Here is an 11,605-nt window from a genome sequence, read left to right on the forward strand (position 1 = left end):
CCCCGCGGCGCCGGGGCTCCGGACCGGGCACTCACCGATTTCGGACGATGACGACCGCGGCGCGGGGTGGCTACCGTGGACGCACGGGTCGTCGGGTCGGCGCGACGTCCGCGACAGGAGGCCCCCGATGAGTGCCGCGACACCTGACCAGCACCCCGTGGTCCTGCCCACCGCACCCGTCCTGGCGGCCGTGCTCGGCGGCGCCGTCTCGGTGGTGCTCGGCGTGCTCGTGCTCGCCTGGCCCGAGGTCACGCTCAAGATCGGCGCGGTCCTGTTCGGCATCCAGCTCGTCGTCGTCGGCGCGGTGCGCGTGGCGCTCGGACTCCTCATCGGCAGCGTCGAGGGCTGGGTCCGGGCCGTGTACGTCGTCAGCGGCGTGCTCGTCGCCATCGCCGGCATCGTGTGCATCCGGCAGCCGGTCCTCTCGGTCGCCGTGATCGTCCTGGTGATCGGCGTGGGCTGGCTGGTCGAGGGCGTCGCCCTCCTCGCCGCCGGGGCCGGCGCCGAGTCGGGCCGCTGGCCGGCACTGGTGGCAGGGGGCATCAGCGTGGTCGCCGCGGTGGTCCTGCTCGCCTACCCGGTGGAGACGACCGAGCTCATGCTCTCCCTCGGTGGCTGGCTCCTCGTGCTGATCGGGATGATGACGATGATCGGGGTGCCGTGGCTGATGCGGGAGTCCCGTCGAGCACGCGACGTCGACGCGTGACCGGCTGACATGCCAGACACCTCGTTCCCCGTCCTGGCCGCCATCGCGGGAGCCGCCGTCGTGCTCCTCGACGTCGGCATCCGCGTCGCGGCGCTGGGCATCATCCCGGCCGGGCGGAAGCCCTCGACGGGTGTGGCGTGGTTGCTGCTGGTCCTGCTCGCGCCGATCGTCGGCCTGGTCGCGTTCGGGCTGTTCGGCAGCCCGCGGCTGGGCCGCAAGCGCGAGGCCGAGCTGCGCCGGATCAACGCCACCATCGCCGAGCGCACGGCCCCGCTGCACACCCGCGAGCCGGACGCCTCGGCGCCGCCGTACGTCGTGTCCGCCGTCCGGCTCAACCACCGGCTCGCGTCGCTGCCGTTCTCGCCCGACAACAACGTCACGATGATCGAGGACTACGCCGGCTCGATCGAGGCGATGACCGAGGCGGTCGGCCGGGCCGAGCGCTACGTGCTCGTCGAGTTCTACATCACCGCGCTGGACGACCTGACCCGCCCGCTCCTCGACGCGCTCGCGGCCGCGGCCGATCGGGGGGTGACCGTGCGGCTGCTCCTGGACCACCTCGGGTCCCGCGGCATCCCCGGCTGGCCCGACCTGCGGCGGCGGCTGGACGCGTCGGGCATCGAGTGGCACCCGATGCTGCCGATCGCACCGCTGCGGGGGAAGTTCCGCCGTCCCGACCTGCGCAACCACCGCAAGCTCCTCGTCGTCGACGGACTGGTGGGCTTCACCGGGTCGCAGAACCTCACCGAGCCCGGCTACAACAAGCCCAAGAACCACGAGCTCGGCCGCGAGTGGGTCGAGCTGATGGTGCGGCTGCGCGGCCCGGTGGTCGCCTCCCTCGAGGCGGTGTTCGCCTCCGACTGGGCGCTGGAGACCGGGGAGGTGATCGGCGTGGTGCCCAGCCCGGAGGCCGGCCCGGCTGAGCCGGGCGAGCTCACCGGGGCGAGCTGCCAGGTCGTGCCCAGCGGCCCGGGCTACTCGGCCGAGAACAACCTGCTCCTCTTCACCACGCTCATCTACGGCGCGACCCGTCGCCTCTCGCTGACCAGCCCCTACTTCGTCCCCGACGAGTCGCTGCTCTACGCCGTGACGACCGCCGCCCGCCGCGGCGTCGAGGTCGAGCTGTTCGTGAGCGAGCTGTCCGACCAGTTCATGGTCGGGCACGCCCAGAACTCCTACTACAAGGCGCTGCTCGAGGCCGGCGTGCGGATCCACCGCTACCCGGCGCCGTACATCCTCCACTCCAAGCACTTCTCCGTGGACGACGACGTGGTGGTGATCGGGTCCAGCAACATGGACCTGCGCTCCTTCGCCCTCAACTTCGAGGTGTCCCTGATGATGACCGGCGACGAGGTGGTGGCGGCGATGCGCCGCGTGGAGGACCGCTACCGCGAGCTCTCCCACGAGCTCACCCTCGAGGAGTGGTCGCAGCGGGGGCCCGGCAAGAGGTACGTCGACACGGTGATGCGGCTGACCGCGGCCCTGCAGTGACGGCAGCCTCAGGCGGCGGCCCGCGGGGCATACATGATGACCGCGACCCCGACCAGGCACACCAGCGCGCCGACGACGTCGTACCGGTCGGGCCGGAAGCCGTCGACGACCATGCCCCAGGCCAGCGAGCCGGCCACGAAGACCCCGCCGTACGCCGCCAGGATGCGGCCGAAGTCGGCGTCCGGCTGGAGCGTGGCCACGAACCCGTAGAGCCCCAGCGCGATCACGCCGGCGCCCATCCACAGCAGGCCCTTGTTCTCGCGCACGCCCTGCCACACCAGCCAGGCGCCGCCGATCTCGGCGAGGGCGGCCACGAGGAACAGCAGGACGGAGCGGGTCACGGTCATGGGAGTCATCCTCCCAGCGCGGTCGCCGGGCCTTCCGGGCCGGGACGCCTCGCCCTAGCCTGAGGTCGCGGTTGTGGCACGGCTGGGGGTGGAGGGTGGTCACGATGGCGCGACGGCGCGGACCGGGCGGACGGGCGGCGGAGCTCGCGGTGCTCGGCGCGGTCGGGATGGGGGTCCGCGGACTGCGACGGGCGTCGCTGCGCTGGGGGGCGACGTACGACGAGTCCCGCGGTCCCGTGGCGGGCGACGACGTCGTCCCGGTCCCGGACTACTGCGCGACCAACGCCGTGACCGTGCGCGTGCCGCCGGAGCAGGTGTGGCCGTGGCTGGTCCAGATGGGTGGCTACACCCGGGCCGGCTGGTACTCCTTCGACCGGCTCGACAACGGCGGGGTGACCAGCGCGTGGGAGATCCGCCCGGAGCTGCAGCACCTCGAGGTGGGCGACCTGCTGCCGACCGACCGGGACGGGACCGGCTTCGTCGTCGAGCGGCTCGACCCGCCGCGCTTCCTCGTGATGACGATCCGCCATCAGGGCACCGTGACGTCGTCGGCCCTCGATCTGCGGCCGCTGGGGGCGGACACCCGGCTCCTGTGCCGCCTGCGGCTGACCGCGCCGCTCACCGTGCCCGGCGTCCGCTACCGCATGCTCATGGAGCTCGGCCACGTCCCGATGACCCTGGCGATGCTGCGCGGGATCCGGCGCCGGGCCGAGCGCGTGTGGGCCCTCCCCGCGCTCGACGCAGCACCGATCGGCTGAAGGAGCCTGCTCATGTCACTCGTCCGTGTCCACAACTTCTCCATCTCCCTCGACGGCTTCGGCACGGGGGAGCCCCAGTCGCTCGAGGCGCCGTTCGGCCATGCCGGCGAGCGGCTGCACCGGTGGATGTTCGCCACCCGCTTCTGGGGCGAGGGCGGGAGCTCCGGGGTGGACGACGCCCTCGCCCAGCGGCACAGCGTCGGCATCGGCGCCGAGATCATGGGGGCCAACAAGTTCGGGCCGCCGGGCTGGCAGGACGACCCCGACTGGACGGGCTGGTGGGGCCCCGAGCCGCCGTTCCACACGCCGACGTACGTGCTGACCCACCGTCCGCGGCCCCCGCTCGAGATGGAGGGCGGCACGACCTTCCACTTCCTCGACACCACGCCCGCGGAGGCCGTCGAGACCGCCAGGGCGGCGGCCGGCGACCTCGACGTGCGCCTCGGCGGCGGTGCGTCGGTCATCCGGGACTTCGTCGCCGCCGGGCTCGTCGACCACCTGCACCTGGTGCTGGTCCCGATCGTGCTCGGCCGCGGGTCCCGGGTCTGGGACGGGCTGGAGGCACTGGAGGACGAGTTCGACGTCGAGGCGGTCTCGTCGCCGAGCGGCGTCACGCACCTGACCTTCACGCGGCGGAAATGAGCGACAGCCGGACCCCTCGGGATCCGGCTGTCGACTGGCGGTGGCGGTGGGATTTGAACCCACGGTGGGTTTGACCCCACACATCATTTCGAGTGATGCACCTTCGGCCGCTCGGACACGCCACCGCGGGGAAGGTTACCGGACGGCGTGCGCGGCGCTAAATCGACCTCTGCCCCGCGAAGAAGTCCTCGAGGAGCCTGGTCGACTCGTCGGCGAGCACCCCCGCGACCACCTCCGGCCGGTGGTTGAGCCGGCGGTCGCGGACGACGTCCCACAGCGAGCCCACGGCGCCGGCCTTGTCGTCGTACGCGCCGAAGACGACGCGGCCGACGCGGGCCAGGACGGCCGCACCGGCGCACATGGTGCACGGCTCGAGGGTGACGATCATGGTGCACCCGGTGAGGCGCCACTCGCCCAGCGCCCGGGCGGCGGCCCGGAGCGCGACGACCTCGGCGTGCCCGGTGGGGTCACCCTCCGCCTCCCGGACGTTGCGGCCTCGTGCGACCACCTCGCCGGACGGATCGAGGACGACGGCGCCGATGGGGACGTCACCGGTCGCCAGTGCGCTGCGCGCCTCGTCGAGAGCGAGGCGCATGGCGTCGTCCCAGGTCATGCAGACGTGAGCCCGACGGCGTCGTCGAAGAGCTCGCCGAAGCCCAGGCGCCGGGCGACGTCGGAGAGCATCTCGTCGGGGTAGAGCTCGACGTCGTCGAGCAGCACGGCGAGGTCGACGGCGTGCATGCCGAGGTCGCCGAGGAGGTCGAGGTCGCCGGCGGGCACCTGCTCGTCCTCGTCGTCGTCGGCGGGCAGGCCGAGGAAGTCGACCGCCGAGCGCGCCAGCTCCCACTCCTCGGCGGCCGTCACGTCGGAGAGCAGCACCCGCGTGGCGGAGCCCTCGACCCGGACGATGACGAAGAAGTCCTCGTCGACGGCCACCATCCCGACCGCGCCCCCCTCACCGGGGAGCCGGCGCAGCGCGTGGGCGAGGGAGTCGACGGACTCGAAGGCGGGCGACGCGATCTCCTGCAGCTGCCACTCGCCGTCCTCGCGGAAGGCGGCGAGGGCGAAGTCGACACCGCCTGCCTGCTCAGACATGCCAGCCCCTTCCCGTGCCCGCACCACCGTGCGTCCAGCGTCGCAGAAAGGCGACCCGGCGCCAACCCTGAAAGCCCGCCCGACCACTAGGGTCTGCACCATGCGCACCCACGTCGTCGACCACCCGCTGGTGTCCCACAAGCTCACCACCCTCCGCGACGAGGGCACGGACTCCCCGACCTTCCGCCGCCTGACCGACGAGCTCGTGACGCTGCTGGCCTACGAGGCCACGCGGGAGGTCCGCGTCAACGAGGTCACCATCCAGACGCCGGTGGCCCAGGCGACCGGCGTCAAGCTCGCGACGCCCAAGCCGCTCGTGGTGCCGATCCTGCGCGCGGGCCTCGGCATGCTCGACGGGATGATGCGCCTCCTGCCGACCGCCGAGGTCGGCTTCCTGGGCATGATCCGCAACGAGGAGACGCTGGAGGCCTCGACGTACGCCGAGCGGCTCCCCGAGGACCTCTCCGGGCGCCAGTGCTACGTCCTGGACCCGATGCTGGCCACCGGCGGCACCCTCGCCGCCGCGATCCGCTTCCTCACCGACCGCGGCGCCGACGACATCACCTGCATCTGCCTGCTCGTGGCCCCCGAGGGCGTCGCCGCGCTCGAGCGCGACCTCGAGGGCCTCGACGTCCCCGTCGCCGTGGTCACCGCGGCGCTGGACGAGCGGCTCAACGAGAAGGGCTACATCGTCCCCGGACTCGGGGACGCGGGCGACCGGTTGTACGGTGTCGCGCACTGACGTGGGCGTCCTGCGGCCCAGCCGCCGCGACCGCCTCGAGCGCGCCGTCAACCGGGCGGCCTCCGCCAGCCCGCGCCGGCTCCAGGCGCTGCTCGCCGGTCGCGGCGTCACCAGCGAGGGACAGCGGCTCAGTCCCCAGTTCGCCCTGGCCCTCCGCGCGCTGGCGCTGTCCGGCAAGACCTCCTACGACCAGCTCCCCGTCGCCGCCGCCCGCGAGCTGCTGGAGAAGGAGTCGTGGACCTTCTCCGGCCCCCGGGTCGAGGTCGGCGCGGTCCACGACCTGACCCTCGACGAGGACGGCGAGGTGCCCGTCGCGGCACGGCTCTACCTCCCGGCGCCCGAGCCGGGCGGCTTCGCCGGTCCGCCGCCGGTGGTCGTCTTCTTCCACGGCGGCGGCTGGGTGCTGGGCAGCGTGGACAGCCACGACGCCGTGACCCGCTTCCTGTGCCGCCACGCCCGCGTGGCGGTGCTCTCCGTCGACTACCGCCTCGCGCCGGAGAACCGCTTCCCGGCCGCAGTGGAGGACGCCGTGCACGCCGTGCGCTGGGCCCGTCGCCACGGCGAGGAATGGGGGTACGACGGCTCGCGCCTCGCCGTTGCCGGCGACTCGGCCGGCGGCAACCTCTCCGCCGTGGTCTGCCAGCAGCTGCGCGGCACGGACGCGATGCCCGACCTCCAGGTGCTGGTCGTGCCGGGCGTCGACCTCGCGGAGCACGCGCCGTCGCGGGCGACGTACGGCGACGGCTTCTTCCTCACCGGCGGCGAGCTGGACTGGTACGAGGACCACTACCTCGGGCCGGACACCGACCGCAGCGACCCGCGGGCCTCGCCGCTGCGGGCCGACGACCTGTCCGGGCTGCCGCCGGCGTACGTCGTGGTGGCCGGCTTCGACCCGCTGCGCGACGAGGGCGAGGCCTACGCCCGGGCCCTGCGCGACGCCGGCGTGCCGGTCACGCTGCGCCGCCACACGGCAATGGTGCACCCCTTCATCAACGGGGTCTCGCTGAGCAGCGAGGCCCGCGACGCCGGCTTCGAGATCGTCGGGGCGCTGCGGCTCGGGCTGCGCGCCTGACCCCTCACGCCTGCTCGTCGGCCACGAGATAGCCGTCCTCGAGGTGCACCGGGATCGGGTCCACGATCTCCATCGCGTCGACGCCCTCCGCCTCGCGGTTGAGGAAGCCGATGAGGCACCACGAGCCGTCGCGGCGCTGCACGAGCGGCGCGGCGAAGAGCGCGGGCGCCGCGGTGAAGGGCCGCGCCCGCTCCACGTGCCACGGTCCCAGCGCCGAGTCCCCGGGGACCGACCAGGTGCAGAACTCGCCGAAGCGTGCCCGCTGCTCGGGCGTCTGCTCGTCGGGGTGGCAGGTGAAGACGAGCACCCACTGGCCGTCGACCTGCCGGACCTGCGGCACCTCGAGCTGGCCGAAGCCGCTGCCCGGCGCGCTCAGCGGGGAGCACACCTCCCACGTCACGAGGTCGCGGCTGCGGGCGTGCCCGATCACCCCGTCGTCGTTGCGGCCGCCGCCGACCGCGCGCGCGGTGACCAGCATGTGCCAGCCGTCTCCGTCGGGGTCGCGGACCAGGAACGGGTCGCGCCAGGTCTCGCTGGCCGCGACGTCCGCCGGGTGCGTCTTGTACCACCGGGGGTCGATCGCGAGCAGGGGCGCGTCGCCCACGCGCTGCCAGGACATCAGGTTGTCGGAGACCGCCACGCCCAGCCGCTGGTCGGTCAGCCCGCCCCGCTCGGAGATCGCCGTGTAGTGCAGCCGCCACACGCCCTCGTCGTCGCGCACCACCGACCCGGTCCAGATCGCCAGGTCGTCCCACCCACCCGGCAGGGGACCCAGCGCGTCCGGGCACTCGTTCCAGGCCACCAGGTCGGTTGAGACCGCGTGGCCCACTCGCGCCCGCGTGTGCCGCGACCCCGGCCCCTCCTCCGAGCGCGGGGCCTTGAGGAAGAACAGGTGGTAGGCCTCTCCGTCGTCGGCGACCCAGCTGTCCCAGACCCAGTGATCGGGCAGCCTCAGCACGGGGCACCCCGTCCGGCGGGGCTCCCGTGGTGCTCCGCCGCCATCAGTCGCGGATCGCCAGCCCGGTCTCGGGGTCGAAGAAGTGCAGGCGCTCCTGGTCGATCGCGATCTCGACCTGGTCGCCGTGGCGGACCCGGGAGCGGGGGCTGAAGGAGGCCACCCAGATGTTGCCGTGGTGGGAGACCGGGGCGTCCCCGGTGTGGGCGTCCTCCTCGAGGGCCTTGGTGTCCTCGGTGACGACACGGGGTGCGTCGACCGGGAAGTGCACCACGATCTCCGAGCCCAGCGCCTCGGTCAGCGCGACCGAGGTGGTGAGCCGGGCCCGCGAGGCGGCGTCGCGCGCCAGGCTCGCGTCCTCCATGTCCTCGCTGCGGATGCCCACGGCGATCTCACGACCGGCGTACGACGCGAGCGCGGGGCGGGCGGCCGTCACGGACGCGGGCACCTGCACCGTCGCCCCGCCGAGGCTGACCGTGATCCCGCCGTCGCTCCGCTCGACGCGGCCGAGCGCCATGTTCATCGGCGGGGACCCGATGAAACCGGCGACGAAGATGTTGTCGGGGTGGTCGTAGAGGTGCTGGGGCGCGCCGAGCTGCTGGAGAACGCCGGCCTTCATCAGCGCGACCCGGTCGCCCATGGTCATGGCCTCGGTCTGGTCGTGCGTGACGTAGATCGTGGTGGTCTCGAGGTCGCGCTGCACCTGGGCGATCTCGGCGCGCATCTGCACCCGCAGCTTGGCGTCGAGGTTGGACAGCGGCTCGTCCATCAGGAAGACCTGCGGCTCGCGCACGATCGCGCGCCCCATCGCGACCCGCTGGCGCTGGCCTCCGGAGAGCTGCTTGGGCTTGCGGTCCAGCAGGGGCCCGAGCTCCAGCATGTCCGCGGCGCGCTTGACCCGCGTCTCGATCTCGGACTTGTCCATCCGGCGGAGCTTGAGGCCGTAGGCGATGTTGTCGGCGACCGACATGTGTGGGTAGAGCGCGTAGGACTGGAAGACCATCGCGATGTCCCGGTCGCGGGACGCCAGCGTGTTGACGACCCGATCGCCGATGGTCAGCGTCCCGCTGGTGATGTCCTCCAGGCCCGCGATCATGCGCAGTGCCGTGGACTTGCCGCAGCCGGACGGCCCGACCAGCACGATGAACTCGCCGTCGGCGATCTCGATGTCGAGGTCCTTGACGGCGTGGAAGCCGTTCTCGTACTGCTTGTTGACCTTGTCGAGGACTACTTCGGCCACGATCCACTCATCCCTTCACGGCGCCGGCGGTCAGTCCGCCGACGATGTAGCGCTGGAGGTACATGAACAGGGCGACGGTCGGCACCGCCAGGATCACCGCGCCCGCCGAGAACTCGCCGAAGTTGGCGTTCTTGGTGAGCGGGTCGGCGATCAGTCCGTAGAGGCCGACGGCCGCGGTCTTGGACTCGTCCTCGCGGAGGAAGATGATGGCGATCAGGAACTCGTTGATCGCCCCGATGAAGCCGAGCAGGCCGGTGATGGCCAGGATCGGCGCCACGAGCGGGAGGATGATCCCGGAGAAGACCTGGAAGTGCGTGGCCCCGTCCATCTTGGCCGACTCGTCGAGGTCCTTGGGGATGGTGTCGAAGAAGCCCTTCATCAGCCAGGTGTTCACCCCGAGTGCGCCGCCGAGGTAGAGCAGGATGAGTCCCGCGGAGGTGTTGAAGCCGACCGCCGGCCACAGCTCGGTGATCTCGGCGAAGATCAGGTAGATCGCCACGATGGCCAGGAACTGGGGAAACATCTGCACCAGCAGCAGGCTCATGAGACCGGTACGGCGTCCGCGGAACCGGAAGCGCGAGAACGAGTACGCCGCGCAGGCGGAGATCAGCATCGAGATCCCCGCGGCCAGCGACGCGATGATGAGGCTGTTGAGGAACCAGCGCGGGAACGACCCGTCGAAGAGTGTCTGGTAGTTGGCCAGGCTCACCTCCCGCGGGAGCAGCGTCGACGAGCTCAGGGTTCCGACCGGGTTGAGCGAGGCCGAGACCACGAAGAGGATCGGGAAGATCGAGAAGGCCAGGGCCAGGATGCCGACGAGGTGGCTGAAGCCGGTGCGCCGGAACCAGCCACCCTTGGCCGACCCGTGCCGGACCAGTTCGGGGGGTTGCGAGCCCGTGGCTGCCTGCACGGCACTCTCCGATGTCGTGTGTGCCATCAGTTGATCTCCTCCAGGACCTGGGTGCGACGGAAGCTCACGATCGAGACGGTGGCCACGATCAGGAAGATGAGCACGGACACGGCGGCGGCAAAGCCGTAGTCGGCACCGGAGCCGCCGAACGCGATCCGGTAGGTGTAGGTGATGAGGATGTCGGTGCCGCCGGCGTCGGGGTTGTCCGGCGGGAAGGGTCCGCCGCGGCTGGTCAGGAAGATGGCCGCGAAGTTGTTGAAGTTGAAGGCGAACGACGTGATCAGCAGCGGGGCGAGCGCCACCAGCAGCAGCGGGAAGGTGATGGTGCGGAAGGCGTAGAACGGCTTGGCGCCGTCCACGCCGGCGGCCTCGACGAGGTCGGAGGGGATCGACTGCAGGGCGCCGGTGATCACCAGGAACATGTAGTTGTAGCCGAGCCAGAGCTGGATGAGCAGGATCGCGAACATCGAGCTGGGGGTGGTGCCGAACCAGTTGATGTCGGTCCCCAGGATCCGGTTGACCAGGCCGAAGTCCTGGTTGAACATCTCGCGCCAGACGAGGTACATCGCGACGGCCGGCATGGCGTAGGGAAGGATGATGAAGGACCGGTAGAGGGTGCGACCGCGCATCAGCGGGTTGTTGAGCGCGATCGCCACCAGCAGGCCGAGCGCGAAGGTGATGACCACCGTGAGGATCGCGAAGGCGAAGTTCCACGCCACGATGCGCAGCAACGAGTCGCGGATGGTGTCGTCGGTGAAGATCCGGGTGAAGTTGTCGAACCCGACGTTGACCTTCCAGCCCTGCGCGAGGTTGCGCTGCGAGCCGTCCTCGCTGACGAACGAGCCCTCCTCGTCGTCGGCGACCCACACGTTGCCGGTCGTCGCGTCGGTGACGCAGTCGCACTCCTCGTCGTAGGACTGCTGCGGCGCACCCTCGAACGCCGCGGAGAGGCCCTGGCTCTTGATCGCCCCGTCGTCGGTGGGGACGCTGAAGGCGGTGATGTCGTCCTGGCGCGCGTTGACCTCCTCCACCGTGAGCACCGTGTAGTCGTCGGCGGCGGTGATCTTGCCGCCGGGGGTAGCGGCCTCGAAGCTGCCCTCCTCGAGCGGCTCGAGCCCGTCCGCGGTGCCGACGTAGCTGTCGCCCGTCGACGGCTCCCCGAGCAGGAAGACGATGTCTCCCGTGGCGGCGTCGCCGTCGGTGGCCAGGGTCAGGGTGTAGATCTCCGAGTCGGGCACCTGCTTGACCGAGGCGCCCTCGATGGCCGTGATGGCCTGCTCCTTGGTGCCGCGGTGGCCGTCACCGAAGTTCGTGAACGCGGTCGAGACCGTGTAGACGACCGGGACGACCTGGAAGGCGATGAGGAAGAGCGTGCCCGGCAGCAAGTACTTCATCGGCACCGTGCGCGGGGAGAGGTAGACGTAGAACGCCAGGGCGGTCACGCCCACGAGGATGGCCAGTCCCCACCAGTTGTCCGTGCGGATGAGCGGGAGAGCCGCCCAGACGGCGACGGCCGCCACGAGCGAGAGGCCGACGATCTTGACCATCAGCATCAGGGGGCTGCTGGTCCCGTCGGCGCCGAGGCCGAACCGGGGCGTCTTGCGGCCCGGGGGTGATGTGGTGCTGCCTGCCACGTGACTCTCCTCG

At 71.6% G+C, this 11,605-nt stretch carries 13 protein-coding genes and 1 tRNA gene; 6 read left to right on the forward strand and 8 right to left on the reverse strand.

Annotated features, from left to right (window positions below):
• Nucleotides 1-127 precede the first annotated feature (127 nt).
• Together DAI17_RS11485 and cls are read left to right on the forward strand one after the other, a co-directional pair.
• Entirely contained in the window at nucleotides 128-706 is a 579-nt protein-coding gene (locus DAI17_RS11485; RefSeq protein ID WP_107773061.1) for a DUF308 domain-containing protein, read from the forward strand.
• A 9-nt stretch (nucleotides 707-715) separates the two neighbouring features.
• Nucleotides 716-2,197: a cardiolipin synthase gene (gene cls / locus DAI17_RS11490; RefSeq protein ID WP_107773062.1), complete on the forward strand. Its 1,482-nt coding sequence runs from the start codon at nucleotides 716-718 to the stop codon at nucleotides 2,195-2,197.
• Between the two features lie 8 nt (nucleotides 2,198-2,205).
• On the opposite strand, the gene DAI17_RS11495 is transcribed toward cls, so the two are convergent.
• Nucleotides 2,206-2,544, reverse strand: a complete 339-nt coding sequence (locus DAI17_RS11495) for a YnfA family protein (protein WP_107773063.1) — start codon at nucleotides 2,542-2,544, stop codon at nucleotides 2,206-2,208.
• A gap of 104 nt (nucleotides 2,545-2,648) precedes the next feature.
• On the opposite strand from DAI17_RS11495, the gene DAI17_RS11500 reads away from it, so the two are divergent.
• Nucleotides 2,649-3,302 (forward strand): hypothetical protein, encoded by a 654-nt coding sequence (locus tag DAI17_RS11500; protein WP_159081492.1) that lies wholly within the window; start codon nucleotides 2,649-2,651, stop codon nucleotides 3,300-3,302.
• Between the two features lie 12 nt (nucleotides 3,303-3,314).
• Entirely contained in the window at nucleotides 3,315-3,944 is a 630-nt protein-coding gene (locus tag DAI17_RS11505; RefSeq protein WP_107773065.1) for a dihydrofolate reductase family protein, read from the forward strand.
• 35 nt (nucleotides 3,945-3,979) lie between these two features.
• Here DAI17_RS11505 and DAI17_RS11510 read toward each other — a convergent pair.
• From DAI17_RS11510 to DAI17_RS11520, 3 genes are all read right to left on the reverse strand, one after another.
• Nucleotides 3,980-4,069: transfer RNA gene (locus tag DAI17_RS11510), tRNA-Ser, on the reverse strand.
• A 32-nt stretch (nucleotides 4,070-4,101) separates the two neighbouring features.
• Nucleotides 4,102-4,557 (reverse strand): nucleoside deaminase, encoded by a 456-nt coding sequence (locus DAI17_RS11515; RefSeq protein WP_107773066.1) that lies wholly within the window; start codon nucleotides 4,555-4,557, stop codon nucleotides 4,102-4,104.
• Entirely contained in the window at nucleotides 4,554-5,039 is a 486-nt protein-coding gene (locus DAI17_RS11520; RefSeq protein ID WP_107773067.1) for a tRNA adenosine deaminase-associated protein, read from the reverse strand. Before DAI17_RS11520 ends, DAI17_RS11515 begins: the two co-directional genes overlap by 4 nt.
• A 100-nt stretch (nucleotides 5,040-5,139) precedes the next feature.
• Between DAI17_RS11520 and upp the strand changes: the two genes are divergently transcribed.
• Together upp and DAI17_RS11530 are read left to right on the forward strand one after the other, a co-directional pair.
• The gene (gene upp, locus DAI17_RS11525) at nucleotides 5,140-5,781 is read left to right on the forward strand and encodes a uracil phosphoribosyltransferase (protein ID WP_107773068.1); all 642 of its coding nucleotides are present in this window, start codon (nucleotides 5,140-5,142) and stop codon (nucleotides 5,779-5,781) included.
• Nucleotides 5,768-6,853: an alpha/beta hydrolase gene (locus DAI17_RS11530; RefSeq protein ID WP_199905079.1), complete on the forward strand. Its 1,086-nt coding sequence runs from the start codon at nucleotides 5,768-5,770 to the stop codon at nucleotides 6,851-6,853. Before upp ends, DAI17_RS11530 begins: the two co-directional genes overlap by 14 nt.
• Before the next feature lie 4 nt (nucleotides 6,854-6,857).
• Here DAI17_RS11530 and DAI17_RS11535 read toward each other — a convergent pair whose 3' ends face one another.
• Genes DAI17_RS11535 through DAI17_RS11550 form a run of 4 tightly spaced genes read right to left on the reverse strand, consistent with a single transcriptional unit; the run spans nucleotide 6,858 to nucleotide 11,592 of the window.
• Nucleotides 6,858-7,811: a glycoside hydrolase family protein gene (locus tag DAI17_RS11535; RefSeq protein ID WP_107773070.1), complete on the reverse strand. Its 954-nt coding sequence runs from the start codon at nucleotides 7,809-7,811 to the stop codon at nucleotides 6,858-6,860.
• Nucleotides 7,812-7,854: 43 nt separating this feature from the next.
• Nucleotides 7,855-9,048, reverse strand: coding sequence for an ABC transporter ATP-binding protein (locus DAI17_RS11540; protein ID WP_107773071.1), 1,194 nt, complete (start codon nucleotides 9,046-9,048; stop codon nucleotides 7,855-7,857).
• A 7-nt stretch (nucleotides 9,049-9,055) separates the two neighbouring features.
• The gene (locus DAI17_RS11545) at nucleotides 9,056-9,985 is read right to left on the reverse strand and encodes a sugar ABC transporter permease (RefSeq protein ID WP_107773072.1); all 930 of its coding nucleotides are present in this window, start codon (nucleotides 9,983-9,985) and stop codon (nucleotides 9,056-9,058) included.
• Nucleotides 9,985-11,592: an ABC transporter permease subunit gene (locus tag DAI17_RS11550; RefSeq protein ID WP_199905080.1), complete on the reverse strand. Its 1,608-nt coding sequence runs from the start codon at nucleotides 11,590-11,592 to the stop codon at nucleotides 9,985-9,987. Before DAI17_RS11550 ends, DAI17_RS11545 begins: the two co-directional genes overlap by 1 nt.
• Nucleotides 11,593-11,605: the final 13 nt, after the last annotated feature.

It is taken from the genome of Nocardioides sediminis (genome assembly GCF_003047295.1).
GTDB classification, from domain to species: Bacteria; Actinomycetota; Actinomycetes; order Propionibacteriales; family Nocardioidaceae; genus Nocardioides; species Nocardioides sediminis.

Excerpts from the sequence above, each read along its gene's own strand:
- DAI17_RS11485 (WP_107773061.1), top strand. The coding sequence starts at position 128 with ATGAGTGCCGCGACACCTGACCAGCACCCCGTGGTCCTGCCCACCGCA.
- cls (WP_107773062.1), top strand. The coding sequence starts at position 716 with ATGCCAGACACCTCGTTCCCCGTCCTGGCCGCCATCGCGGGAGCCGCC.
- DAI17_RS11495 (WP_107773063.1), bottom strand. The coding sequence starts at position 2,544 with ATGACCGTGACCCGCTCCGTCCTGCTGTTCCTCGTGGCCGCCCTCGCC.
- DAI17_RS11500 (WP_159081492.1), top strand. The coding sequence starts at position 2,649 with ATGGCGCGACGGCGCGGACCGGGCGGACGGGCGGCGGAGCTCGCGGTG.
- DAI17_RS11505 (WP_107773065.1), top strand. The coding sequence starts at position 3,315 with ATGTCACTCGTCCGTGTCCACAACTTCTCCATCTCCCTCGACGGCTTC.
- DAI17_RS11515 (WP_107773066.1), bottom strand. The coding sequence starts at position 4,557 with ATGACCTGGGACGACGCCATGCGCCTCGCTCTCGACGAGGCGCGCAGC.
- DAI17_RS11520 (WP_107773067.1), bottom strand. The coding sequence starts at position 5,039 with ATGTCTGAGCAGGCAGGCGGTGTCGACTTCGCCCTCGCCGCCTTCCGC.
- upp (WP_107773068.1), top strand. The coding sequence starts at position 5,140 with ATGCGCACCCACGTCGTCGACCACCCGCTGGTGTCCCACAAGCTCACC.
- DAI17_RS11545 (WP_107773072.1), bottom strand. The coding sequence starts at position 9,985 with ATGGCACACACGACATCGGAGAGTGCCGTGCAGGCAGCCACGGGCTCG.